The organism is Fructobacillus sp. ESL1129 (genome assembly GCF_058507945.1).
Genome location: NZ_CP196668.1, coordinates 1,103,359 through 1,127,881, shown reverse-complemented (window position 1 = coordinate 1,127,881; position 24,523 = coordinate 1,103,359). Strand labels below are relative to the sequence as shown.

The window sequence follows — 24,523 nt, the reverse complement described above, 5'->3', positions numbered from 1 at the left end:
TCTAGGTTCTCAATATTCGAAAACCATTCGCTATAACGGGCGATTCCCGGCCAGAGCTCACAAACGCTCACTCTAACAAAAGCTCCAAGACCATTTTCAGAACGTGAATCGACCGGTTTGCACCAAACACCGGCTCTCTTAGCAACCGCAGCTCTTACTTATCTTTTCTTCGCTTCAACCTCTTTATCTTAAATCGTTCGGTTATAAAAGTCAATACGGAATATAAAACATTTATTTCCGTCTCTTAACCATTAAAACACGAACATTAGTCCGCGTATTTCTCAAATTGCGTCTTAATTGAATCCGCTGAGGCTTGCAACTTATCAGCCTCATCCTTTGGCAATGCCATTGGAACATGGTAAACAATTCCCGCGCGTCCAACAACGGCCGGCGTTGAAAGGTAAGTTCCGTATGCATCCTGGTAATGGGAAACAACCAACTCTTCGTGAGAATCGGAGACCACTGCCTTGGTCAAGCGAACAGCTGCTGTCGCAATGCCATAGGTCGTGCATTTCTTACCAGAAAAGACAGTATAGCCACCACGAATTGAGTCTTCCTCAATATCTGCCAAATCAACCCCACGTTCTCGTGCGATTTCCTTGATTGGCTGTTCCAAGACACGAACCGTTGACCAAGCGGAGAACTGGGAGTTACCGTGCTCCCCAAGGTTGTACCCCGAAACGGACTTCGGCGTTACCCCAAAGGCAGCCCCAACGGCACGCTTCATACGGGCGGTATCCAGCAAAGTACCGGTTGCAATCACCTTCTCCTTTGGATAACCCGTCTCTTTCTGGTAAAGCGCTGCAATGGCATCACAGGGATTCGTAATCACAACTAACGTTCCGGAGAACTTAGTAGCCTTCAACTTGGCCGCCACTTCCTTAGTCTGTTCAGCAGTAAAGGGTAATTCAATAAAGCGATCGCGCTTCACGTTGTTGTAGTGCAACTCAATCTTTCCAATCGCTGAAATCACAACATCTGCGTCATCCAAAGCGGAATAATCGTTCACTGTAATTTGATAGCTCTCATTTTGGTTGGCCTTCGCATCTTCAAAATCCAACGCTTCGGCGCGGACCTTTTCTTCGCGCTTATCAATCAAGACATACTCATCAAAGGCACCTTCTTGAATCAACGCGTGCGCCACCGCTGATCCAACGTTTCCCATTCCGATGATTCCCACTTTTCGCATCTGTCTTTCCTCCTGCTTTTTCATCAAGAATAGAAGAATCAAAGCCGAAAGTCAATACTTTTATTAGAAAACGTTCATTTAAATCTTTTTCAACATTCATTTTTAGACAGCTTACTGAAAGTAGCGGTCATGGTGTAAGGCACACCCTGGATTAAACGGATGTTGACACGTCGGGCAAACCCCCAGCTGATACTCTTCATACGTCAGAAGCGTCTGACAGGCACCACACAGGACTGGCTTGCCCGCTGATGTTGAAGCCGGCTGAAAGACATGGTTCTCCAGTTCGTCATGACACTGATAACACGCATAGTACCGTTGACAGCCGGCACACTGTTGGGCAACCACGTCCAACTCACTATGGTAATGCCGACAAGTACCCGTTTCTCCAACGGATTGACCCCAAACTTTAATCATTTCGTTAACCCAACAGTAACAGAAGCAACGTTAGCAAAGCCAAGCCACCCTGCTTGAAGAACAAAGCGACTTTGCCAGCAGAAAAAGCACCATAGGCCGCCACTAAAAGGATGTAAACCAGGAGCGGCACTAACAAATCCCGTTGTACAAAAATCGCGTAGAGCATCCCAACCGCAATCAATCCGTTGTAGATTCCCTGATTACGAAAGAGTAGCTGGACTTTCGGCTGGGCAAGCTCATCGGCTGTCATCGAAAAGACTTTGCCTGTGCTAGCAGAAGTCGTGGCAAAAGTCTCCAGGTACAGAATATAAAAAAATTCAATTGCCACTAAGAGGCTTAAAACGGTCACAAATGTTGTCATTTATTCATCCTTTTCGTTTACTTCTTTTTTTAAAGCTTGTGCTAACAGCTTTGCCTGATCGACAGAATCCGCCAAAAATTGCGCCGTCTCTGCCTCATCAGCCTCGCGCTCAATTTCATCCGGTTTAATGGATAGCCGCAAGTTCACTGGTAACCGGCGCATCTTCAGGCCCTGCAAGACCATCGAAAGCGCCAGCTCCCCCTGAAACCCACCGTGGGAACCAATGGCAACGGTCGCTACCGGCAGTCCCTGCCATTCCTGGTAGAGCGTATCGAGCGCGTTTTTCAAAACGGCCGGATAGCCCCAATTATACTGTGGGAAAACAATGACCATGGCATCGAACTCCTTAACAATGTTCGACCAGGTCTTGGTGGCCTCTAGCTGATACATTCCCACCGCTGGCAATTCGGGCTCATCCAACCAGGGCAGGTTAATCTCAGCCAAATCCAAAACTTCGGCCGCCATGTCAGCACTGTTCAAAATGGGGTTTAACCAGTAAGCGACTTTGCGTGAAACCGAAAACTGACGGTTCGAACCGACTAAAATAGCAACTTTCATGATGTACTCCTCTACTCAATCTGTTTGACTCTATTGTAAACTTTTTCCACTATCAAAAACGACTGATCAACGCTTGGTTCGCTTTATCTCAAAAAATAAAAAAGCACAGCTTTCCAGCTGTGCTTTACTTAGTGGAGAAGAAGGGATTCGAACCCTCGCACGCTTTAACACGTCTACACCCTTAGCAAGGGCGCCTCTTCAGCCTCTTGAGTACTTCTCCAATAACAGATAATACTATACCAGATTATCCGCTAGCCGGCAAGAAGTTCTCCACCCCCTCAGCCAAAGAAAGTCGTGTTCTTAACGCGCAATCGATTTCATGATGGCCAGGTTGAAATGGTCCCAAACACCCTGATCATCTTTTTTAAAGTCTTCAATTAACGATTCGTTGATTGGCTTAATCACGCCAGCAGGCTTGCCATAAACGTCGGTCAGGGCAAGGTTCCCCTGGTCATCCCATGCAACGGTATAAAACGTCCCGTCCATCCGGTAGTCAAGAATTTGTTCGAGACTACGCTTCAGCGTCCGCTTGATCACTTGATCTTCTGTCACCTGCTCACCACGGGCGTTCAAGATGGCGACCTGGTCCTTTACTTGTTGGTAGTCATCAGCCACATCCAAATTATCCATGACCCATCTCCTTTTATATGTAATTTCTGTTCTTCTATATTATAATAACTGTATCTATTATACTAAGGTGAAAAACATGACACAACTCGTAACTGGCGAAGAAATGAAGGCCATTGAAACTTACACGATTGATGAAGCTGGTTTGCCAGCTGCCGTTTTGACGGAGCAGGCTGCAATGGCCGCACTGCAAGTCCTAGCGGCAGGCCGCTTCGACTTATCAAAGGTGCTCGTTTTGGCCGGCCTTGGTCAAAACGGCGCCGATGGCGTAGCCCTGGCTCGCCTTCTTCACCAAGCGAAAATACCAGTCACCCTCCAATTCGTTGGTAACGTCCACCGGGCCAGCCAATCTGTCAAAGAACAACTCAAGGCAGCCGAGGCGTGCGGTGTCACACGAGCCGAGAAATCAGACTTTAAAGAGCCGTCCCTCATCATCGATGCCATCTTTGGCACCGGCTTGAATGCTGATTTGCCAGAAGGTCTTCAAAAAATGCTCAAGGCGGCTAACCACATCGAAAACACCGTGGTTGCCTTGGACATGCCAACGGGTATCGATGTAAACACCGGCGACAGCCACGGGGCTGCCTTAAAGGCGAAGGCCACCATCGCCTTCGGTTACCAAAAGGTGGGTACGTCGCGCTCCCTTGGTAAAAAAATGGCGGGTCGCGTCATTGTTCAATCGGCCGGTTTGATTACACCGAATGATTTTGACTTTTCAATTCAATAATTGATTCAGCTAGGAGTGGTTGCTCCTAGCTTTTTTATTTGTGGTAGGGCGAACCGACCTCGATCATTTGGGCCCGGTAGATTTGCTCCATCAAAACCAGACGCATCAATTGATGGGGCAGCGTTAATAACCCAAAGGAGAGCAGTAAATCGGCTCTTTTTTTGATTTTATCCGTTAATCCAAGTGAACCGCCAATGATAAAAGTCAGGGTACCATGTCCTGATAGCTTTGCCTGCTGGAGCACTTTGGAGAACTTCTCTGAAGGTAGCTGCTTTCCCTCAATCGCGAGCACAACGACGTAGTCACGTTCGCCTATTTTTGCCCAAATGCGGTCGCCTTCCTTTGCCATGATTTCCTGGTTCTCTGCCTCCGACGCCTTTTCCGGTGTTTTTTCATCAGCTAACTCAATCATGTCAATCTTTGCGAAACGCTGCAAGCGCTTCTGATACTCCGCAATGCCCTCTTTTAAATACTTTTCTTTCAGTTTTCCCACTGTAATTACTTTAATTTTCATTTAAATTATCTCTTTTCATTTTGGTCTAAGCCAAAAAGTTATCCCCACTTTTTCGACTTATCAACGGACTTATCCACAGTTTTCCCAAAGAAATACCCGGATTTTATGCAATCTACACGACTTTTCCCCAACAAGACTCGTTATCAACGTCAAAAGAATTCATTCTTTTCCAAAGTCAGAAATGGCATTAAATCAATCTTTTTCCCCAAATTACCTTCTTTATCCCCAGACTTATCCCCAACTGTTGATAAGCACATTTGTTCGCTACCTTTTCGCAATGAATCCTTCGGGTTTTACCGTAGGTTTACCTAGCAAAAGCCAGTCATCATGTTAAATAAAGTTTAAAGACAAACCGGAAAGCCGAACAGCTCTTTTCGGAATAAGCCTACGCATAAAGTTTACCTTAAAACAAGCGAACACGCATTCTTTAATTGGTCTAGTTGTAAATTCATCATCACCTGTACTTGACTTTTTTGGCGCCCTTTACCTAAAAAAAAGCCCGATTGCAATCGGACTTTTTAACGCCTTAACGGCCGGCTTCTTTTAGTGCTTTCACATAGGCTTCCAGCGTGAGATGGTGTTTCACCATGTATTTGGCGTTTTCCACGCCAACATAACGGAAATGCCAGGATTCATAATCAATCCCCGTTTGCTTGATTTGACTCTTCTCCTTTGGATAACGTAAGACAAAGCCATAATCCGCCGCGTGTTTGATTAACCACTGCTGTGAAGCGAACTGATCCATGTTGGCTTCCAAGTTCGGGTACTTTTCAAAAGCATCACTGCCAGCCATGTCGACGGCTAAACCAGTGTGGTGTTCTGAGGAGCCTGGATTTTGGACAACTGCCGCTGTCGCTTTTTCCGCTTCGGCATCCGTCATCCCCTGGGCAATGTTGTTCCTCTTGACGTTTTCAAAGACTTCTTTTTGGTACTGAATCGACCGGTAGCCCGAAATCAAGTTCGTTTGGTAGCCGGCCGCCCGGGCACCATTTTGAAAGTCCAAAACGGCCTGCTTAATCCGTGCATTGACCGTTATGCCACCAACCGTTGCCTTTTCAAAATTTATTTCGGAGGAAAGGGGGTGCCACTTATTGACCAAGACAAGGTCCCAATCAGTGGACTTCACACCCTTCGGTAAATCAGTTAGGGTCTTGGTTTTTGCCGAATCGTTCGTACTTGAAGTACTCTGTTGCTGATGCCCTGTTCTCATGAACAAGAAACCACCAAGAACAATCGCACAGATCAAAACCAAGAACAAAATGGTTAACAATCTCTTTTTACGTTTCACTTTTCCCTCCTATGTACAAAAAAAGGACCGGCTACGCCGGTCCTTGGGATGGTCAGTCAGGGGCTCGAACCCTGGACCCACGGATTAAGAGTCCGTTGCTCTACCAACTGAGCTAACTAACCATGGTGTCTTTATCAACAAAAAATATCATACCATAGCCGAACAGCGCTGACAAGACTTTTGTCTGGTTTTTTACGATTTTTGGTAATCGGTTCGAGTAAACAGCAGCAAGACGCCACCAACATTCTTGCCAATCATACTGTCTTCGTCTAACAGAGGGAAACAAAAAAGAGCTGACCGAAGTCAACTCTTTCAATCATTACTTTTTGTCGTCATAACCATTTGGGTGCTTCTCAACCCAATTCCAGGCCGTCTTGATAATGTCTTCCACATTGTCATAGTTTGGCTTCCAGCCTAGGACCTCACGGGCGGCCGTTGAATCCGCCACCAAAATGTCAGGATCCCCAGCACGACGTGGACCGACTTTTGCCTGAATATCAACACCGGTTGCCTTACGGGCTGCTTCGACCATTTCCTTAACGGAGAAACCAGTTGCTGAACCCAAGTTAAATTGAGCAGATGGCTTGCCTTCCTTCAAGTAATTCAAGGCCAAGATGTGCGCATCGGCCAAATCAACGACGTGGACATAGTCACGGACGTTAAAGCCGTCTGGGGTATTGTAGTCATCCCCGAACATCTCAATGTAATCGCGCTTACCAGAAGCGGCTTGTAAGATGATTGGTACCAAGTGGGTCTCTGGTTCGTGATCTTCACCAATGGAACCGTCTGGCATAGCTCCCGCCACGTTGAAATAGCGTAAGGCTACCCATTTAATACCATAGGCCTGATCAGCCCAACCCATCATCTTCTCCATCATCAACTTGGATTCACCATAGGGGTTGATGGGGTTTTGTGGATCCGTTTCCTTAATTGGAATGTGAACGGGGTTACCATAGGTAGCGGCCGTTGATGAGAAGACAATCTTCTTCACATTGTGTTCCTGCATGACCTCGAGCAAAGTCACCATTCCGGCCGTGTTGTTATCAAAATACTTCAAAGGCTCTGCAACGGATTCGGGCACGATTGAAAAGGCTGCAAAGTGAACGACGGCCTCGATGTCTTCCTTGTCAAAGACTTCGGAAAGGGCCTTCTTGTCACGAATATCAACTTCGTAGAACTTGGCTTCGGGTGCTACCGCCGCGCGGTGTCCCTTGACCAAGTTATCAACAACAACCACGTCTTGACCATTAGCCAAGAGTTGGCGAACCATGTGAGAACCGATGTAGCCGGCTCCACCCAATACTAATACTGACATGTTTGTCCTCGCTTATTTTTTATCCGCAGGGGCCCAATGAATCACGGCCTCTGCTGCTGTTTGATCACCGTTTAACACACGGTGCCTCGTCTCATTATCCCCCATCACGACTTGGGAATCAACATGGTGACCATAGTGAACCTCATTCTCGTAGCGAATGGAGAAGCCCGTTGCCTCGTGCTCCTTCAAAAAGTCGAGCGGTAACACATCGACCATCCACTCCAGATATTTCGAATTATTCACGTGACGGTTGCCATCAATGTCCAAGAAACGGACTTGGTAGGGTTTATCAAAGTCGATTGGCTCGTCCTTAATTTTCGGAATTCGAACCATCTTTGGTAAACGTTTTTGTTCGTTTCCCCCGTAAGGTTTAACCAATTCGAGTGGTAACTTGACCATGTGCCGTTTTTCAAGGTCAATCAGGGCCCACAGTGAATCGATATCGATGATGACTTTGCCGGCCGCGTCCTTAAAATAAAAGCCACGCTGGGCAAAGTATGAGGACCACTCACCGGCTTTCGTCTCGATGGTCAATTCTTCCCCCAGAACGGGGCGACGTAAAATTTTAACGTCGTATTGTAAAATCACCCAGCCCAGTCCCCATTTGTCAGTTTCTTGATAACCGACCTTGAGGTACTCCCCCTGTTTACGTGAACAAAGAATGGCTAAATTCAAAATCATTGAAAGGGATAGCTTGCGGGTGAGGTCAACTTGATAATACTCAACTGGACGTTGAATGGAATAGATATTAGCCATTTTCTTCCTCAATATGATGATAACTTTTATAGAGATCCTGTCGGTTCAAGCCGTTTTCTTTGGCCACCTGCTTGATGGCAGCGTTCGGCTTGAGCCCCTGGTCAATGAGTGCTTGGACCGCTTCTTCAGGATTTGCCGCGCTGGTGTCTGTCGTGTCAGCAACAGCTTTTGGTGGAACACCCGAACCGTCCGACCGCCCCTCAACTAACAAAACAAATTCACCACGAATGTCATTTTCCTCCGCCCACTGGACGGCTTCAACGGCCGTCCCCCGAAGAAACTCTTCGTAGCGTTTCGTTAGTTCGCGAGCCAGTACAATGCGACGCTTCTCGCCGAGCACTTCGACCAAATTCTGCAAGGTCTTTTTCAAGCGATGGGGTGCTTCATAAAAAATCATGGTTTCAGGACGCCACGAAAGATCCTGCAACGCCTGGGCCTGCTCCTGTTTCTTACGTGGTAAAAAACCATGGAAGTAAAAGGGCTGTGGCACCAATCCTGAAGCAATTAAGGCTGTAATTCCGGCGGAAGCACCAGGAATTGGCACAACGGGCACGTTCGCCTCAATCGCTTGGGCCACCAATTCCTTTCCCGGATCTGAGATGGAAGGTAGGCCGGCATCGGAAACTTGCGCAATGGACTTACCAGCAAGGAGTTCTTGTACCAATTCTGGTGCCTTTTCCTGCCAGTTATGCTCGTGAAGCGAAGTCTTGTTATTCTTGATATCAAAATAGTTCAAGAGCAACTGCGTATGCCGAGTGTCTTCGGCCGCAATAACATCCACCTCTTGGAGAACTTCGAGAGCCCGAGAAGACATGTCCGAAAGATTACCAATGGGCGTACCCACAAGGTAGAGCGTCCCGGTGTCATGAGTTGTAAAAGACTTTTGTATCTGCATCGTTAACCTAGTAAAATGGCGCATTCAAGCGCAGTTTTTTCAAGCTTTGATTGCAAAGCTAATTGTACGTTCTTTAGTTTATCCAAAGATAAAACGTTTTCGAGGACGGCCTGCAATTGATTCGCTTGATAACGTTCCGCCGCTTTTTTATAAAAACCAACTAACTGCGGAAAGTATAAAACGGGTTGGTCGACCGTCTTTTGCATAAAGAGATCACGAGCGAGCTGTTGCAGCCAAAGCAGCACTTGCTCTTCCTTTTCCTTGTCATCAATCAATTTAATTAACGTCGTTTGCAAGAAAACCATGGAAGACACATCTCGGGCAACGACTTTTTCAAACCACTTAAAGACTGCGGGTTGAGCCGTTTCCTGGAAAACAGCCAAACTAGCGGCCGCTTCCTTTGCTACTTCTGGACTAGGCAGTAGGTGGACGACCTGGGCCCGTGATACGATGGTTTGCAACACATCATCGGCTTTGTTGGCTAATAGAATAATCAACTGTGGTCCGGCCGGTTCCTCAATGAACTTCAGCAAGGAATTGGCGGCCGCGGTCGTGAGCGTCTCCACTCGATCGATGATAAAGACCTTGACGGGCGATTCTAATGCCGTTGTGGTCAATTCTGGGGTAATGGCGCGAATTTGGGCAATCTTAATGGCTGCCCCCTTCTTCTCCGGTAAAACCGTGACCAAGTCCGGGTGGTCAAGGCGACTAATCCGCTCCTGTGTTTCCTCATCATCCCCCAGCACCATCGAAGCAAAAGCAAGGGCCAAGGCCAACTTTTGTTGATTACCGGGTCCTGCTAATAGATAAAGGTGGGACCGTCGGTCTTCAGCCACCGCCTGTTGCAACTGCTGGATGTTTTCGGGATACGATTCCTTAGCAAGTGTCAAAAAATCGGCCATCTCAAAAACGGCCGATTCTTCCTGCTTTGCCGCAGCGACTTTTTTCTTCGTCGCTACCATTAGAATTGATAAAAGTCATCGATCGTTTGCGTGAAGACCGTTGCTCCACCAACTTCGATTTCAACAGGGAAGGCAGCTGCGCGCTCTCCTTCAACACCCATTGGGGGAACCATGAACTGCTTGCGCTTTTGCGAAACAGACTTGATAATGTCGAGCACTTCCTGCACACGCTCGTCGTCAATGGCTACTAGAAAAGTCGTGTTCCCTGAGCGCAAAAAGCCACCAGAAGTCGCCAAGCGAGTTGCCTGAATTTTGTTTTTCACCAAAGCGTTTGCCAATTTTGTGGCATCCTTGTCCTGTACAATCGCATTAATCAGTTTCATCGTTTACCTCCAGTTTTCCAGTAAAATTGCTTTAACATCCTCTAAAACCTTGTTGGCCGGCTGGTTGGCATTGACGGTTTTAATCCGTTCAGGATTTTGTGCCGCCAATTCCAAATAACTCTCGCGAACCCTCCGGTGAAAGTCAAGATTCTCTCGATCCATCCGATCAATCTTGCCAGTTCGGTGTTTGAAAACTCGTTCTAATCCGATTTCAACGGGTAAGTCCATGTAAATCGTTAATCCTGGCTCAACAGCCTGACCCGTTTCGGGATTTTCAATGGCGTAGTCATTGATAGCCTGAACAGCCTGCATTCCCAATCCTCGGCCACCACCTTGGTAGGCCAAGGAAGAATCCAAGTAACGGTCAGAGACCACGACAGCCCCGTTATTTAGAGCCGGCAAGATGGTCTGTACGACGTGTTCACGACGAGAAGCCGCAAGCAGCAACACTTCCGTCCGGGCATCAATGGCTGGCTCCTGCTGTTCTTTCAATAAATCTCGAACAGCCTCAGCCAGGGGATTGCCACCCGGCTCCCTTGTCGTCACAACGACTTTACTCGTCAGCTCTTCAAGGAAAGGCAGCACAGCTTGAATGGCCGTTGTTTTTCCGGCCCCTTCGGGCCCTTCAAAGGTGATAAAATTTGCTTTTTTCATACCACCCTCCTATTCATCAGTCGAACGATAAAGTTGTGGCCCGTTTGCCACGGTTCTTCGCCGTTTCGCTTCTTTATAAAGATAGGAGAAACAAGCCTTTTTCATGTCAGTCTGTGCCTGAACCATGTGCCCATTAACCCGTGCGTCAACCAAGGCAGTTTCGGAATCCTGAGCCTGTCGGTATTCACGGCGGGCGTGGTCCACTTCTTCTAACAGAATTTGGTCATACTCAGCCTTCAAATTGTTGTGTCGTACGGTTTTCTTCTTAAAAATCACAGTTCATTCCTACCTTCGATGGACTTGATCAAAGTCAACTGGTCCGCGTAGTCAATGTCCGAGCCAACCGCTAATCCAGAGGCCAAGCGAGTAACTTTGATATTGGCGGGCTTGACGAGACGGGCGATATACATGGCCGTTGCCTCGCCATCGGTGTTCGCGTTGGTTCCGACAATCACCTCTTTGATTTCGTCATCCTTGGAAAGCCGGCGAATCAACGACGGTAGGTTGATGTCTTCCGGTCCCGTACCAGCCGACGGCGAAATCACCCCGTTCAAAACATGGTACAGGCCGTGGTACTCCTGGGTCTGTTCCATCGCCATGACATCTTTTGGATTTTGAAGCACCAGAACGGTTGACCGATCTCTTGTGGTATCCGTGCAGATGACGCAGGGATTTTCATCTTTACTGGTAATATTACCGCAAATCTCACAAAAAGTAATCGAATCTTTTGCTTCTGCCAGTGCTTTTGAAAAATTCGCCACGTCTTCTTGATCCATGTTTAACGTGTAAAAGGCAAGACGAGACGCCGTTTTGGCACCAATTCCGGGTAACTTAGAATATGAATCAATTAGTTTAGCAATGGGTTCCGGATATTGCATCTTTTTTCCTTACTTTGTTTCAGTTTTTACTTGAACGATGTCATCGCCAAAGAGCGCTTTTGCCGAAGCCACAACGTCTGAGTGGTCATTTCCCTTCGTTTCCTGTGGGGTTGCGGTTTGTTGTGTCGTTTCTTGGTTAACCACAATGGGGCTTAAATCAGAAAGTGCAATCTTCACTGTCTGACCGGCCTTCAACGCCTTCACGTACTCCGCCCGATCGTTATGCCACTCATCCTTTGTTCGTAACACTAATTGAACCGGTAGCCCGCTTTGAATCAATGCCTGAGCAAGTTGTGCTTGCAACTCGGCATCCTTTTCGGCCTTGTCTTCCAATGCCGGGTAGTCAAAGGCTAACACAATTGCGTCCAGCGAAGCGGCTACTGGCTCAGCAGTTTGCAGAACCGCCTGATCCTTAACGGGCATCGTTGCAATAATGTCAGTCCACTTTGCTTGCGCTTGATTCAACTGGTCACGCTTGGCCTGTGATAGAACTGCCTGAACCGGCTCGTTACCGGTATAAAGTCGTAATGCTGGTCCAGTGGCCGTTGCTTCCGTGGCCACAGTTGCTGTCGCTGTCGCAGCAGTTCCCGTCTCGGCTTGCCCTGTGGTCGTTTCATTATCAAGTGACCGCTTTTCAACCGGACGCTCTGGCTTTTCAGTCACTTCATCAGCTGGCCGCTCTTCCGGCACACGGCTGCCTGCGGATTGCTCAGCAACTGGCTCTTCCGTTGAGCTAGAGGAAGGAGTGCCCATGGCTTTTGTTTCAGATCGTTTGGACTCCAAAACGCCGTTTGTGCCGTGCTCGCTTTCTGAATCAGCCGATTCCTCATGTGCCGCACTTGCTTCAACAGGCGCTGCTTGTTCGACTGTTTTTGTGGGCTTTTCCTCAACTGTTTCCTGTCTCTTTGCTGCTGATTTCGGCTCTTCCTTAGAAGACGTTGCATGGCCAATTGATGTGTTGGCGTTTGCTGGATTCGACTTTTGCGCGAGTTGAACCGTTAAAATCTCCAGATAAATGTCGGATTGTAAGGACTGCGCCAAAGCCGTCTTTGTCTGATCAATAACTTGCAACATTTCTTGAATCTGTTCTTGTGAGCTAGCTTTCAAGAAGGTCTTCAAATCGCTTTCCTTTGACTTGGCCTTCACCAAATCAGGGGCCAAGTCAACGAGCATCACATCGCGCAAAGTCGCAATGAGGTCCGATAAAAAGCGATTAGCATCCTTCCCCGAGAGCAGAATTTGCGAAAGCGTTTCAAGGGCAACGGCTGTTTGCCCCGTCATCACTTGATTCAAGTAAGCCAAAACCTGATCAATATCAACGGATCCCGTGACCGTCAGTGCGTTGTCCAATGTGACTTTATCAGGGCCAAAGGCAATCACCTGATCCATGATGGACAGGGCATCACGCATCCCACCCTCGGCGGCAGTGGCCACAACGTCCAAAGCGGCCTCTTCGTAGTCTTGTTTTTCCTGCTTCAAAATTTCCACCAAACGGTTCTTAATGGTTTGGTTTGAGAGGCGTTTAAATTCAAAACGCTGAGTTCGAGACAAGATTGTCGCGGGCATCTTTTGAATTTCAGTGGTGGCCAAAATAAACTTTACCTGAGCAGGTGGCTCCTCAAGTGTCTTCAAAAGGGCATTAAAGGCCCCCGTCGAGAGCATATGCGCTTCGTCAATAATATAAATCTTGTAAGGGGCCTCAATTGGTGCGTAATTCGCCGAGTCACGAATGGAGCGAATTTCATCCACCCCGTTATTGGAAGCCGCATCAATTTCAATAATATCGGGTTGGGATTGACCAGCCTGATCGGGGCCAATCCCATTCACTTCACGGGCAAAGATTTTGGCCGCCGATGTCTTACCAGTTCCTCTTGGACCTGCAAACAGATAGGCGTGTCCAGTTTGGTGCTGATCGATGGCGTTTTGTAGCGTCTTAGTGATCACTTCTTGTCCAACCATCTCTGAAAAAGTCTTTGGCCGGTAAACCCGGTAAAGTGCCTGATACGCCATCGTTTCTCCCTTACAAAAAAAGCCGCCTGAAGGCGGTTTTGCTATGTACACAAGCACAAGGTCAAGCAATCTTAGAGCTGCTACATCTCTGTCCTGACTCGGTTCGAAAGTAGACCCTTGCCTGCTTCTTTATTATATCGAAAATTAGGAACTGGCGCAAACAAAAGCCGAGATTTTTTCTACTCTGCTTTCTCGTCTTGCTCCCTGTTTTTCTCTAGCTTCAACGCCTTTTTTCTCGCCTTTTGCTTAGCCCGCAATTCTTGAAAAAAGCTTTTTAATAGTGCGGAAGACTCAGCCTGCAAAACACCTGGAACGACTTTGACCTGGTGGTTCAGCCGATCGTCAGCAAAAACCGAATAGAGCGAGGTCACGGCACCCGCCTTCTTGTCTTGCGCACCAAAGTAAACCAGGGGAATTCGAGCATTTAGAATGGCACCCGCACACATCAAACACGGCTCCAAAGTCACAAAGAGAGCGGTCTCCTCTAAGCGCCATGTTCCTAATTTCGCGTTTGCCTCTAGAATGGCGTGCATCTCGGCATGGGCATCCGTCTTTTGATCTTCTTCCCGTCGGTTGCCAGCCGAAGCGATGATTTTCCCGTCCTTAACAATCACGGCCCCAATTGGCACTTCGCCGCGCTGTCCAGCAGCCCGCGCTTCGTTTAGTGCCGCTTCCATGGAAGCCTTAATCTGTTCAGACGTTAAAGTCGGCACGACGGCCATCAGACTGTCTCCTTGGGGTCTTTAGCCATCAAAACAAAGTAGCCCTTCTTCTTGCCAATCACCGAAACATCATTGAAAACAGCTTCCAAGTTTTTCTGTGCGGATGGCGCCCCCTGTTTTTTTTGCAAAACTGCGATGATGGCGCCACCATCAACAAGATGCTTAGTCGCTCCCTGCAACATGGCAGTCACCACGACTTTTCCAGCACGGATTGGGGGATTAACCAGAATTAGCGCGTACTTATCCACAACAGCGTCATAAACGGAGGATTGAAAAACCCGTGTTAGGTCACTAACCCCGTTTTTTTGACAGTTCGTTTTGGCTAGATCCAGGGCACGGTCGTTAACGTCAACCATATCCACTTCACGTCCCCAGGCCTTAGCCACGGCATTGCCGACTGGTCCATAGCCACAACCTAAATCCAAGACTTTTCCAACAACAAAGTGCTGTTCAGCCGCTGCGTCAAGCATCACACGCGTACCGAAATCAATGGTTTTCTTTGAAAAGACCCCAGCATCCGTTTGGAAATGCAAATTCTTACCTAAAAGTGTAAAGTCAAAGTTTTGGTAATCATGTTCAGCCGTTGGATCAGCCGTAAAATACTGCTGTCCCCCTGTTTTTTCACTCATCTTCTTCTCCTTAATTGACGAAATCTAATTTATGTACAAAAAAAGAGCACCAAGTGCTCTTCTTTTATGAATTACTTCAAAGTAACTGAGGCACCAGTTTCTTCCAAAGCTTCCTTCATTGCGTTGGCATCTGCTTCAGGAACAGCTTCCTTGATGACAGAAGGTGCGTTGTCAACCAAGTCCTTAGCTTCCTTCAAACCAAGACCAGTTGCTTCACGAACTGCCTTGATAACCTTAACCTTTGCAGTACCTGCAGAAGTCAATTCAACGTCGAAGTCTGACTTGGCAGCGGCTGCGCCGTCACCTGCACCAGCAGCGGCAACAGGTGCAGCAGCTGAAACGTCAAATTCTTCTTCGATAGCTGAAACCAAGTCAGCCAAGTCCAAAATCGTTGCATCCTTCAATGATGCGATAATCGCGTCTTTATCAAAAGCCATGATTAATTTCCTCCAATTTATAAATGTTTTCTAATAAGTCAAACTTATTCGGCAGCTTCGGCTGTTTCGCCTTCAGCTTCCTTCTTTTCTTGCAATGCCTTAACAGCATAAGCAAAGCTCCGGATTGGGAACTGGAACTCGGCCATCAACTGACCAAGCAAACCTTCGCGTGAAGGCAATGAAGCGTACTTGTTGATTTCATCAATTGAAACAATTGAACCATCAATCACACCACCCTTGATAACGAGCTTTTCGTTAGCATCGGCGTACTTCTTCAAAATGCGGGCTGGGGCAACGGCGTCTTCTTCAGAGAAGGCAACGGCCGTAGGACCAGCAAACAAATCGTTCAATCCTTCAAAACCAGCGTCCTTAGAAGCACGGACAAGAACCTTGTTCTTGATAACTTCCAATACGACACCTTCTTGACGTAATTGGTGACGCAAGTCAGTTGATTCTGCAACAGTCAAACCACGAGGGTTAACAACAACGGCAGAAGTTGAGTTCTTGAACTGGTCAGCGATCTCAGCAACCTTTTGCGCCTTCAAAGCAATAGCTTGTTCACTCATGTGAAATTCTCCTTCCTCAAGATTTTTTTGCAAAAGAAACCCGCCTGCCAAAAGACAGACGGGTCAGTTATCTTTAATAACTTCCTCGGCAGGAGATTAAGGTGCAAGCACCACCTGAGTCTTAGGCAAAATTGATTTAATTTACTTTGTTAGTCTAACAGGTTAATTGACAGCTGTCAATTAAAGAGACGTTACATCCAAGGTAACGGCTGGTGACATCGTTGAGGCCAAAGCCACGTTTGAAACGTAAGTTCCCTTAACGGCGGCTGGACGAGCCTTCAAGATAACAGCAGCGATTGCCTTGATGTTTTCTGCCAACTTAGCATCATCAAATGATACGCGGCCAACAGTTACCGCAACGTTTCCGTCACGATCAGTACGGTAGGTCACTTGACCACCCTTGGCGTCAGAAACAGCCTTCTTAACATCCATAGTAACCGTACCAGTCTTAGGGTTAGGCATCAATCCCTTAGGACCCAATGCACGACCCACACGACCAACTTGAGCCATCATGTCAGGCGTTGCGATAGCAACGTCAAAGTCAAGCCAACCACCTTGGATACGCTGAACCAAGTCAGCGGCACCAACGACATCAGCACCGGCAGCTTCTGCTTCCTTAGCCTTGTCACCTTGGGCGAAGACAACAACCTTCTTATCCTTACCAGAACCGTTTGGCAAAACAACGGCACCACGGAGTTGTTGGTCAGCTTGACGCGTGTCAACGTTCAACTTGAAAGTCAATTCAACTGAAGCGTCGAAGTTGGCGTATGAAACTTCCTTCAACAAGGAAACACCATCAGTCAAGTTGTAGGCCTTTTCGGCTTCAACCTTGGCTGCGGCTTCTAAATACTTCTTTCCATGCTTAGTAGTCATTATGCTTCCTCCTTGATTGCTGTTCCATCAACAGTCAAGTCCACACCGTCGACCGTAACACCCATTGAACGGGCAGTACCTTCGATCATCTTCATGGCAGCTGTGATGTCATTGGCATTCAAATCGGCCATCTTGTTTTCGGCGATAGCACGAATTTGGTCAAGAGTAACGTTTCCGGCCTTCTTGACGTTAGGTTCACCAGAACCCTTACCAACAATCTTACGCAATTGGTCAGCTGCTGGTGGTGTCTTCGTAACGAATTCGAATGAACGGTCATCGAAAACTGAGATTTCAACAGGGATTGTTGAACCAGCTTGGTCAGCAGTCCGGGCGTTGAATTCCTTAGTAAACTGAGCAATGTTAATTCCAGCTTGTCCCAATGCAGGACCAACTGGAGGAGCTGGGGTTGCCTTAGCGGCAGCGATTTGTAGTTTAACTACATTTACGACTTTTTTAGCCACGATATTTTCCTCCTCGTGTTGTGGTAGAGCGCAGCTTGAGTGCTGCTTCCACACATGTCTTTGACATGCCCTATTATCATAACAAAAAAAGCCCCTTTCGTAAAGGGACTTCTCAGCAATTAAATGTTTGTGTCAATATCGTTAAAGCCAAGTTCCGTCGGTGTTTCACGACCGAAGACTTCAACCGTTGCTTCCACTTCCTGCTTTTCAGGATCGATGGAACGGATGATTCCCTCCATGCCGTTAAATGGTCCGGCAACAATCTTGATTGTTTGACCAACTTCGACGTCCAAATCCACGACTTTTTCACCGGTCATGCCCATTCGCTTCATCAACAAATCAACTTCTTCAGGAAGCAATGAGTTAGGCTTTGATCCGGCACCGTGGGAGCCAAGGAATCCAGTAACCCCTGGCGTGTTACGAACAACATACCAAGCTTCGTCTGTCATGTTGCCGTCCTGTGGCGTGGCCATTTCGACCAAAACATAGCCAGGAAAGTCGTTTTCAATCGATGTCTTCACTTCACCGTCTTGAACGGTTGATACTTCTTGTTCAGGAACCAAAATGCGGAAAATTTGATCCGCCATTCCCATTGTTTGGGTACGTGATTCCAAGTTTGCTTGGACCTTGTGTTCGTATCCTGAATAAGTGTGCACAACAAACCATGCTTTTTCGATTGAATCCGTCATATCGATGCGGGCATGTCAGCCCGCCCTCCTTTAGTTTTTTTGTAAATAAAAAAGAGCCGTTAGACTCTTTTTTCGCTGTTTTTAGTATACTACAGCTTTTCTTAGTGCGCCACCAAGAAATTAACACCTTGCTTCAAGACCCAATCGAAGGCACCAATCAAGACACCAAAGAGAATGGACATAGCGATCACCGCAATGGTTTCACGATTCGTCTGCGCCCATGACAACCAGGTCACTTTCTTCATTTCTGAAGCAACATTCTTAAAATAAGTAATCATGAAAAAACCTCACTTAGTTTCTCGATGGAAGGTGTGCTTCCCACAATGGGGACAAAATTTATTAACGCCTAGACGTTCTGTCCGTCCCTTTGAAAGGGTTACGGTGTAGTTTCTTGAACCACAGACGTCACAGGCTAACGATGCTTTTTGACTAGGCATAGTTTACCTCACTTCCTGCTATCATAGCACGATTCAAAGGCGAGAACAAGCAAGCAGCCTATTCCTCCTTTAGAGCGCGATACACGGTCTTTTTAAAATGGTACTGAACCTGTTGCATTCGTCGTGCCTCTTTCGCATCGAGGTGCTTTTTCAGTGGTTTCAATCCGACCAGTTTCGAAACGCCATGGGCATAGCCCTTCCCTCTACGAAAACGAATGTCTCGCAGAGCCTCTTTGACAAGCAAAATTTGTTCAGGATTAAAGGAATCCGTCACAAGTGTTTGGCCCAAACTCGGGCTCTCGTCAAAAGAAAGCATTTCAGCAGCGGCCCGTCCCTTATGACTCATGGCCTTGCGCTTAATATCACGCGAGCGATTAAGTAGGGACTGCGTGTAATAGGTTGAAAAGCGAGCACTTCGCTCAATCAATGCAAAACAACGGACGGAATTAATCAGGGAAACTAAGGCATCGGCTTCCCAATCATCAAAACGGTAACGACCAGATAATTGTTCCTGATAGACTTTACCAACCAAACCGCGCGTCGCCCGTTGTAAAAAACAATAGGCGCACTCATGCCCACGCTGTGCAGCAATCACTGCTGGTAGTAACGGATCTCGGTTCATCCACACACCCCCTGTTGAACGGGGGCATTTGCCACCCGTTTATTTTAATGGGTGTCTCGAGCCAAAGGCTTGGTAGATCAACAGCGAGGCGGCGACGGAAGCGTTCAAGGACTGGACATGGCCAATCATCGGAATCGTCAGCATGGCATCCACCTGCTTTTTCAGCAACGGCGAGATACCCTTTCCTTCATTTCCAATAATTAAAGCCGTGGCGCCCTTGGCATCCCAGGTCCGGTAATCCTGCCCGTTCATATCAGTTCCAAAGACCCAGAGACCGCGTTCTTTCAAAGTCTTCACCGTTTGAACCAGGTTCGTTACCCGACAAACAGGAACGTGTTCAATGGCACCGGTCGATGCTTTAGCGACGGTTCCGGTTAATTGAACCGAGCGACGCTTGGGGATAATGAGACCATGCACACCAGCGGCATCAGCCGTACGCATAATGGAACCCAAGTTGTGCGGATCTTCAATCTCATCCAGAATCAAGAAGAAGGGATCCTCTCCGGCTGCTTCGGCGTTTTCGAATAGCTGATCTAAATCAGCGTAATCATAGGCGGCCACCGAAAGAACTAGGCCTTGGTGATTGCCACGGTCAGCCAGTTCATCCAATTTACCCTTAGGTCCCTGCGTGATAACTAAACCACGTTCCTTTGCCAACTTGCTGGCTTCTTGCGCCAACCGAGGGTTCAAACCAGTTTGAATCCATAGTTTGTTTAAACTTTGATCGCCCTTTAGCGCCTCGATCACCGCATGGTGCCCATAAATAAAGGCTTGCTCACTTTGTTTTGGCATCGTCTACTCTCCCTTGTTCGACCTGTTCATAAATCCAGTCCATCATCTGATCCAAACGCTCACTTTGTCCTGAAAGGTAAAGATACCCCACCATCGCTTCAATTCCTGTCGAAATTCGATAAGCCACGACATTCGTGTTCTTAGCTTTGGTATAGGACTTGGCGTTACGTCCACGCTTAAAGTAGTGCAACTCTTCTTCCGTCAAGTAGTGGTCATCGCGCATCAAGTTAAAAATAGCAGCGTGAGCCTTGGCTGAAACATAGTGCCTGGATTTCTTTTGCAAATCATTAACTTTTGTTAATCCCGTGCTAACCAGGTGCGTTCGAACCTTGATTTCGTAGATTGCATCACCGATATAGGCAAGAGACAACCCATTCATTTGTTCATAGTCGAGTTTTTCCATTGTATCCTCTAACGAAGACGTCTCCTCCCGACTGTCTTTAGTATAATTCCAATTCGGAATATTACCTGACAACCAAGACCTTTGTTGCTTCAAAATAGCCTAACTAACTGATAAAAGACTATTTTACTAAAGACGCCCACTACTTCCCTGCTTCTTCCATTAAAAAGAACCCCAAACAAAGGGGCCTTCTGTGCATTATTTGTTATTTTTTTGCTGGCGAATACCATTAGACCAACGCCAAGTCCACATCGCAATGAAGCCGAAAACCGCTGAGCCCACCACATGTAAAGCAATTTCGGACTGGTTTAGGGGAGGCCAAATTAACAAAGCGACAATCAACAAAACCACTGAAACCAACATAGCTTGTGTCCACTGGTTCCAGCTTGTTACTTGGTACTGGTTATGCGGAACAGCTTTTGGAAAGAGTCGGTACTGAATCTGTTCACCGGCCGGACTAAAGGCTGCCACATAGTACAAAGTCAAGGCATAGGCAAACCAATTAGCATTATACTCCGAATTACCGGACTTCAATCGCCAAATAAAGAGGGCCACCACAATGAGCGCTGGCACAATGGCAATCGCCCATAATTGTTTCTTTGATAATTTCTTAACCCAGTCAATCCAATTAATCGTTACCTTTGCCATGCGATCTCCTTTATTCCTACCCTTAGTCTACCCTATTTTAGGTCTCCACTCAATAAAAAAGCCAGTTGATCAGCACGATAACCGTGCTGATCAACTGGCTTTATATTGCCTTCATTAGTCTTCTTGGTCCATCTTTTGGGCCACGTCGTCCAATGATTGAATGTCTTCCGTTGCTTCTTCTGGCTTTGCAACCACTTCACCAACAACTTCAGGCTTAATCTTACGGTATTCGGACATACCAGTACCGGCTGGAATAATCTTACCGATAATGACGTTTTCCTTCAATCCAACAAGTGGATCGTTCTTACCGCGAATAGCAGCATCCGTCAAGACACGTGTCGTTTCCTGGAAGGAAGCGGCTGACAAGAAGGAGTTCGTCTCCAAGGCAGCCTTCGTAATTCCAAGCAAGACAGGACGAGCCGTTGCAGGTACCTTACCAGCAAAGAGCGCTGGTTCGTTAGCCCGCTTAAAGTCGGCAATGTCCATCAAGGTTCCTGGCAACAAGTCAGTTTGACCTGGATCCATGATGCGAACCTTACGAAGCATCTGACGAATCATTACTTCGATGTGCTTGTCGGAAACTTCGATACCCTGCAAACGGTACACCTTCTGAATTTCAGAAAGCATGTATGATTCCGTCGTCAACGTATCCGTTACAGCCAACAATTCCTTCGGATCGATTGGTCCTTCGTTAATCGCTTCACCACGCTTGATAAAGTCACCTTCACCAAAGCGCATACGAGCAGTCAAAGGCAAAGTATAAGTCCGAGTATCGGTCTCACCTTCGATTGTTACGTCCTTAGTCCGTTCGGCTGGGTTTTCTTCGATTGCGGTAATTTTACCCGTTACTTCAGAAATTTCAGCGCGTCCCTTAGGGATACGTGCTTCCACAATTTCTTGCACACGAGGCAAACCTTGCGTGATATCGTTTCCACCGGCAACACCACCCGTGTGGAAGTTACGCATGGTCAACTGTGTACCTGGTTCACCGATTGACTGGGCGGCAACCGTACCAACGGCTTCCCCAACTTCAACCTCTTCACCAGTGGCCAAGTTACGTCCGTAATCGAGAACTGAAACACCGTGCTCCGTCGTTGAAGTAAAGACAGAACGGATGGTTACTTCCTCAATACCGGCTGCCACAATCTTCTTAGCGGCAGCTTCATCAATCATCTCGTTACGGGCAACAATCTTTTCGCCAGTTTCTGGGTCAAAGACAGTCTTCATCGCGTAACGACCAAGGATACGGTCGTACAATGGTTCCACGATTGAAGAACCATCGGTAATGGCTGCGACTTTAACACCGCGGTCAGAACCATTGTCATACTCACGCACGATAACGTCCTGGGCAACATCGACCAAACGACGGGTCAAGTAACCTGAGTTGGCCGTCTTCAAGGCCGTATCGGACATTCCCTTACGGGCACCGTGGGTTGAGATAAACATTTCCATAACCGTCAAACCGTCACGGAAGTTTGATGTAACTGGCAATTCGATAATCTTACCGCCAGGTCCGGCCATCAAACCACGCATTCCGGCCAACTGAACGAAGTTCGAAATGTTACCACGAGCTCCAGAATCCTGCATCATGTAGATTGGGTTTCGGAGGTCGAAAGTCTGAATCAATTCGTCTTGGATAACATCCTTGGCCTTTGACCAGATTTCAATAACTCGTTGGTAACGTTCGGCATCGGTAATCAGTCCACGACGGAACTGCTTCGTTACCGTTGCCACTTCTTTGTGGGCGTTTTCCAAAATTTCTGGTTTATCAGAAAGTTCGGTAACGTCGGTCATGGCAACCGTCAAACCAGACTTGGTTGAGATGTCATAACCGATATCCTTCATGCGGTCCAAGAGCAATGACGTTTCCGTCACCTTGTACTGCTTGTATACCGCTGCAATGATGTCGGACAAGAAGCCCTTCTTGAATGGCTTAATAACAGCCTTACCATCCAAGTAATCGTGGATATCTTCACCGGCATCCATGAAGAAGTCATCAGAGATTCCTTCAAAGTTTTCATCGGAAGGTTCGTTAATGTATGGGAAATCAACTGGCAAGATTTCATTAAAGAAGAGCTTACCAACTGAAGTAACCATGATCTTACCGCGCTGTTCGTCGGTAAATGGCTTTTCTTCGGGGAATGATGAAGTTTGGATACCAACACGCGTGTGGTAGTGAACCAACTTGTTTTCAAAAGCCAAACGGGCTTCATCAACAGAGGAGAAGATCATGCCTTCCCCTTCACGACCGGCTTCTTCAGTAGTTAGGTAGTAGTTACCGATAACCATATCCTGAGAAGGGGCAACGATTGGCTTTCCATCCTTCGGTGCCAAGATGTGGCCGGCGGCCAACATCAGCAAACGAGCTTCAGCTTGTGCTTCGTCAGACAAAGGCACGTGAATGGCCATCTGATCACCATCGAAATCGGCGTTATAGGCTTCACAGATCAATGGGTGCAGACGCATGGCCTTACCTGAAACCAAAACTGGTTCAAAGGCCTGAATTCCAAGACGGTGCAAGGTAGGTGCTCGGTTCAAAAGAACTGGGTGTTCCTTGATTACGTCTTCCAATACATCCATGACGTCTTCGTCGGCCTTGTCAATCTTACGCTTAGCAGACTTCACGTTGCCAGCGAGACCACGAGCCGTCAATTCCTTCATGATGAATGGACGGAACAATTCGATTGCCATTGGACGTGGCAATCCCATTTGGTTCATCTTCAAGAATGGTCCAACATCGATAACGGAACGACCAGAGTAGTCGACACGCTTACCAAGCAAGTTTTGACGGAAACGTCCCTGCTTACCCTTCAACATGTGTGAAAGGGACTTCAATGGACGGTTACCAGGACCGGCAACGGGACGGCCACGACGACCGTTGTCCATCAGCGCATCGACGGCTTCTTGAAGCATACGCTTTTCGTTTTGAACGATGATACCAGGTGCGTGCAAATCGAACAATCGCTTCAAACGGTTGTTACGGTTAATCACACGACGGTACAAGTCGTTCAAATCGGAAGTGGCAAAACGACCACCTTCCAATTGAACCATCGGACGCAAGTCAGGTGGAATGACAGGAATAACATCCATGACCATCCATTCTGGCTTGTTATCTGATTGCAAGAAGGCCTCGATAATGTCCAAACGGCGAACCGCACGAACACGCTTTTGACCAGTTGCTTCTTGCAATTCAGCCTTCAAGGCAGCGGCTTCACCAGCCAAGTCAACGTCGGCCAACAATTCCTTGATGGCTTCGGCTCCCATTCCTGCCTTAAAGTTCGCACCGTATTCCTTCTTCAAGTCGCGGTATTCACGCTCTGTCAGAAGCTTCTTCTTTTCAACCGGTGCATCACCTGGGTCAACCACAACGTAAGAAGCAAAGTAGATTACTTCTTCCAATGAGCGTGGTGACATGTCCAAGACCAAGCCCATTCGTGATGGGATTCCCTTGAAGTACCAGATGTGAGTAACGGGTGCAGCTAATTCAATGTGCCCCATCCGTTCACGGCGGACCTTCGCTGAGGTAACTTCAACGCCACAGCGGTCACAAACGATTCCCTTATAACGGATTCGCTTGTACTTTCCACAGGCACATTCGTAATCCTTAGTAGGACCAAAGATTCGTTCATCAAACAAGCCGTCTTTTTCGGGCTTGAGTGTTCGATAGTTAATCGTTTCAGGCTTCTTGACCTCACCATGAGACCAGTCATGGATTTGATCAGGAGAAGCAAGACCGATTTGCATCGATTCGAACTTGTTAACATCAATTGCCATCT

Annotated in this window: 31 protein-coding genes, 2 tRNA genes, 1 other RNA gene and 1 other annotated feature; of the genes, 1 reads left to right on the top strand and 33 read right to left on the bottom strand. The window is 47.4% G+C overall.

What is annotated here, in order from left to right; translation table 11 throughout:
- Nucleotides 1-265 precede the first annotated feature (265 nt).
- The 6 genes from ACSYSL_RS05635 to ACSYSL_RS05610 all read right to left on the bottom strand — a co-directional run bounded on the left by ACSYSL_RS05635 (nucleotide 266) and on the right by ACSYSL_RS05610 (nucleotide 3,152).
- Entirely contained in the window at nucleotides 266-1,189 is a 924-nt protein-coding gene (locus ACSYSL_RS05635; RefSeq protein WP_338342548.1) for an L-lactate dehydrogenase, read from the bottom strand.
- Nucleotides 1,190-1,300: 111 nt separating this feature from the next.
- Nucleotides 1,301-1,603 carry a CHY zinc finger protein gene (locus ACSYSL_RS05630; protein ID WP_010690982.1) on the bottom strand — a complete coding sequence of 101 codons (303 nt, stop codon included), beginning with the start codon at nucleotides 1,601-1,603 and terminating at the stop codon, nucleotides 1,301-1,303.
- A gap of 4 nt (nucleotides 1,604-1,607) precedes the next feature.
- Nucleotides 1,608-1,964 (bottom strand): DUF1304 domain-containing protein, encoded by a 357-nt coding sequence (locus tag ACSYSL_RS05625; protein WP_491708530.1) that lies wholly within the window; start codon nucleotides 1,962-1,964, stop codon nucleotides 1,608-1,610.
- Nucleotides 1,965-2,522: an NADPH-dependent FMN reductase gene (locus ACSYSL_RS05620; protein WP_338342545.1), complete on the bottom strand. Its 558-nt coding sequence runs from the start codon at nucleotides 2,520-2,522 to the stop codon at nucleotides 1,965-1,967.
- Between the two features lie 132 nt (nucleotides 2,523-2,654).
- Nucleotides 2,655-2,742: transfer RNA gene (locus tag ACSYSL_RS05615), tRNA-Ser, on the bottom strand.
- Between the two features lie 80 nt (nucleotides 2,743-2,822).
- Nucleotides 2,823-3,152, bottom strand: coding sequence for a hypothetical protein (locus ACSYSL_RS05610; protein ID WP_010691483.1), 330 nt, complete (start codon nucleotides 3,150-3,152; stop codon nucleotides 2,823-2,825).
- A gap of 76 nt (nucleotides 3,153-3,228) precedes the next feature.
- Between ACSYSL_RS05610 and ACSYSL_RS05605 the strand changes: the two genes are divergently transcribed.
- A complete protein-coding gene (locus tag ACSYSL_RS05605) occupies nucleotides 3,229-3,876 on the top strand; it encodes an NAD(P)H-hydrate epimerase (RefSeq protein WP_338344948.1) in 648 nt (215 codons plus the stop codon).
- Between the two features lie 34 nt (nucleotides 3,877-3,910).
- Here ACSYSL_RS05605 and rlmH read toward each other — a convergent pair whose 3' ends face one another.
- The 27 genes from rlmH to rpoC form a co-directional block, all read right to left on the bottom strand.
- Entirely contained in the window at nucleotides 3,911-4,390 is a 480-nt protein-coding gene (gene rlmH / locus ACSYSL_RS05600) for a 23S rRNA (pseudouridine(1915)-N(3))-methyltransferase RlmH (protein ID WP_338349574.1), read from the bottom strand.
- Between the two features lie 526 nt (nucleotides 4,391-4,916).
- Nucleotides 4,917-5,678: a M15 family metallopeptidase gene (locus ACSYSL_RS05595; protein WP_491708529.1), complete on the bottom strand. Its 762-nt coding sequence runs from the start codon at nucleotides 5,676-5,678 to the stop codon at nucleotides 4,917-4,919.
- Nucleotides 5,679-5,727: 49 nt separating this feature from the next.
- Nucleotides 5,728-5,800 (bottom strand) — tRNA-Lys (locus ACSYSL_RS05590).
- Between the two features lie 197 nt (nucleotides 5,801-5,997).
- Entirely contained in the window at nucleotides 5,998-6,993 is a 996-nt protein-coding gene (galE, locus tag ACSYSL_RS05585) for a UDP-glucose 4-epimerase GalE (protein WP_010691476.1), read from the bottom strand.
- Nucleotides 6,994-7,005: 12 nt separating this feature from the next.
- Nucleotides 7,006-7,749, bottom strand: coding sequence for an acyl-[acyl-carrier-protein] thioesterase (locus ACSYSL_RS05580; protein ID WP_010691474.1), 744 nt, complete (start codon nucleotides 7,747-7,749; stop codon nucleotides 7,006-7,008).
- Nucleotides 7,742-8,644 (bottom strand): 16S rRNA (cytidine(1402)-2'-O)-methyltransferase, encoded by a 903-nt coding sequence (gene rsmI / locus ACSYSL_RS05575; RefSeq protein WP_010691473.1) that lies wholly within the window; start codon nucleotides 8,642-8,644, stop codon nucleotides 7,742-7,744. Before rsmI ends, ACSYSL_RS05580 begins: the two co-directional genes overlap by 8 nt.
- A gap of 2 nt (nucleotides 8,645-8,646) precedes the next feature.
- On the bottom strand, nucleotides 8,647-9,606 hold the full coding sequence (locus tag ACSYSL_RS05570; protein ID WP_187753576.1) for a DNA polymerase III delta subunit-related protein: 960 nt from the start codon (nucleotides 9,604-9,606) through the stop codon (nucleotides 8,647-8,649).
- On the bottom strand, nucleotides 9,606-9,929 hold the full coding sequence (gene darA / locus ACSYSL_RS05565) for a cyclic di-AMP receptor DarA (RefSeq protein WP_010691471.1): 324 nt from the start codon (nucleotides 9,927-9,929) through the stop codon (nucleotides 9,606-9,608). The genes ACSYSL_RS05570 and darA overlap by 1 nt, the downstream gene beginning before the upstream one ends.
- 3 nt (nucleotides 9,930-9,932) lie before the next feature.
- A complete protein-coding gene (tmk, locus tag ACSYSL_RS05560; protein WP_491708528.1) occupies nucleotides 9,933-10,583 on the bottom strand; it encodes a dTMP kinase in 651 nt (216 codons plus the stop codon).
- 9 nt (nucleotides 10,584-10,592) lie between these two features.
- A complete protein-coding gene (locus tag ACSYSL_RS05555; RefSeq protein WP_010691466.1) occupies nucleotides 10,593-10,859 on the bottom strand; it encodes a DUF2508 family protein in 267 nt (88 codons plus the stop codon).
- Nucleotides 10,856-11,461: a recombination mediator RecR gene (gene recR / locus ACSYSL_RS05550; RefSeq protein ID WP_010691464.1), complete on the bottom strand. Its 606-nt coding sequence runs from the start codon at nucleotides 11,459-11,461 to the stop codon at nucleotides 10,856-10,858. Before recR ends, ACSYSL_RS05555 begins: the two co-directional genes overlap by 4 nt.
- A 9-nt stretch (nucleotides 11,462-11,470) precedes the next feature.
- Complete coding sequence (gene dnaX, locus ACSYSL_RS05545; protein ID WP_491708527.1) at nucleotides 11,471-13,471, bottom strand: DNA polymerase III subunit gamma/tau; 2,001 nt, start codon at nucleotides 13,469-13,471, stop codon at nucleotides 11,471-11,473.
- 42 nt (nucleotides 13,472-13,513) lie between these two features.
- Nucleotides 13,514-13,600: signal recognition particle sRNA small type (ffs, locus tag ACSYSL_RS05540), an RNA gene on the bottom strand.
- Between the two features lie 50 nt (nucleotides 13,601-13,650).
- Nucleotides 13,651-14,193: a nucleoside deaminase gene (locus ACSYSL_RS05535; RefSeq protein WP_010691459.1), complete on the bottom strand. Its 543-nt coding sequence runs from the start codon at nucleotides 14,191-14,193 to the stop codon at nucleotides 13,651-13,653.
- A complete protein-coding gene (locus ACSYSL_RS05530) occupies nucleotides 14,193-14,822 on the bottom strand; it encodes a class I SAM-dependent methyltransferase (protein ID WP_491708526.1) in 630 nt (209 codons plus the stop codon). Before ACSYSL_RS05530 ends, ACSYSL_RS05535 begins: the two co-directional genes overlap by 1 nt.
- 71 nt (nucleotides 14,823-14,893) lie before the next feature.
- Nucleotides 14,894-15,259 (bottom strand): 50S ribosomal protein L7/L12, encoded by a 366-nt coding sequence (gene rplL / locus ACSYSL_RS05525; RefSeq protein WP_010691455.1) that lies wholly within the window; start codon nucleotides 15,257-15,259, stop codon nucleotides 14,894-14,896.
- Nucleotides 15,260-15,303: 44 nt separating this feature from the next.
- Nucleotides 15,304-15,825 (bottom strand): 50S ribosomal protein L10, encoded by a 522-nt coding sequence (gene rplJ, locus ACSYSL_RS05520; protein ID WP_010691452.1) that lies wholly within the window; start codon nucleotides 15,823-15,825, stop codon nucleotides 15,304-15,306.
- Nucleotides 15,826-15,849: 24 nt separating this feature from the next.
- Nucleotides 15,850-15,969, bottom strand: a sequence feature (ribosomal protein L10 leader region).
- A gap of 36 nt (nucleotides 15,970-16,005) precedes the next feature.
- Nucleotides 16,006-16,698: a 50S ribosomal protein L1 gene (rplA, locus tag ACSYSL_RS05515; RefSeq protein ID WP_010691450.1), complete on the bottom strand. Its 693-nt coding sequence runs from the start codon at nucleotides 16,696-16,698 to the stop codon at nucleotides 16,006-16,008.
- On the bottom strand, nucleotides 16,698-17,159 hold the full coding sequence (gene rplK / locus ACSYSL_RS05510; RefSeq protein WP_010691448.1) for a 50S ribosomal protein L11: 462 nt from the start codon (nucleotides 17,157-17,159) through the stop codon (nucleotides 16,698-16,700). Before rplK ends, rplA begins: the two co-directional genes overlap by 1 nt.
- 119 nt (nucleotides 17,160-17,278) lie before the next feature.
- The gene (gene nusG, locus ACSYSL_RS05505; protein ID WP_010691447.1) at nucleotides 17,279-17,848 is read right to left on the bottom strand and encodes a transcription termination/antitermination protein NusG; all 570 of its coding nucleotides are present in this window, start codon (nucleotides 17,846-17,848) and stop codon (nucleotides 17,279-17,281) included.
- A 101-nt stretch (nucleotides 17,849-17,949) separates the two neighbouring features.
- Nucleotides 17,950-18,126, bottom strand: coding sequence for a preprotein translocase subunit SecE (gene secE / locus ACSYSL_RS05500; protein ID WP_010691446.1), 177 nt, complete (start codon nucleotides 18,124-18,126; stop codon nucleotides 17,950-17,952).
- Nucleotides 18,127-18,135: 9 nt separating this feature from the next.
- Nucleotides 18,136-18,285, bottom strand: coding sequence for a 50S ribosomal protein L33 (gene rpmG, locus ACSYSL_RS05495; protein ID WP_010691445.1), 150 nt, complete (start codon nucleotides 18,283-18,285; stop codon nucleotides 18,136-18,138).
- A gap of 58 nt (nucleotides 18,286-18,343) precedes the next feature.
- Complete coding sequence (locus ACSYSL_RS05490; protein ID WP_187753581.1) at nucleotides 18,344-18,907, bottom strand: hypothetical protein; 564 nt, start codon at nucleotides 18,905-18,907, stop codon at nucleotides 18,344-18,346.
- A gap of 39 nt (nucleotides 18,908-18,946) precedes the next feature.
- A complete protein-coding gene (gene rlmB, locus ACSYSL_RS05485; protein ID WP_187753582.1) occupies nucleotides 18,947-19,699 on the bottom strand; it encodes a 23S rRNA (guanosine(2251)-2'-O)-methyltransferase RlmB in 753 nt (250 codons plus the stop codon).
- Nucleotides 19,683-20,102 carry a Mini-ribonuclease 3 gene (locus tag ACSYSL_RS05480; RefSeq protein WP_010691441.1) on the bottom strand — a complete coding sequence of 140 codons (420 nt, stop codon included), beginning with the start codon at nucleotides 20,100-20,102 and terminating at the stop codon, nucleotides 19,683-19,685. The genes rlmB and ACSYSL_RS05480 overlap by 17 nt, the downstream gene beginning before the upstream one ends.
- Before the next feature lie 195 nt (nucleotides 20,103-20,297).
- Complete coding sequence (locus ACSYSL_RS05475) at nucleotides 20,298-20,747, bottom strand: hypothetical protein (RefSeq protein ID WP_187753583.1); 450 nt, start codon at nucleotides 20,745-20,747, stop codon at nucleotides 20,298-20,300.
- A 114-nt stretch (nucleotides 20,748-20,861) separates the two neighbouring features.
- Entirely contained in the window at nucleotides 20,862-24,521 is a 3,660-nt protein-coding gene (gene rpoC / locus ACSYSL_RS05470) for a DNA-directed RNA polymerase subunit beta' (RefSeq protein WP_491708525.1), read from the bottom strand.
- Nucleotides 24,522-24,523: the final 2 nt, after the last annotated feature.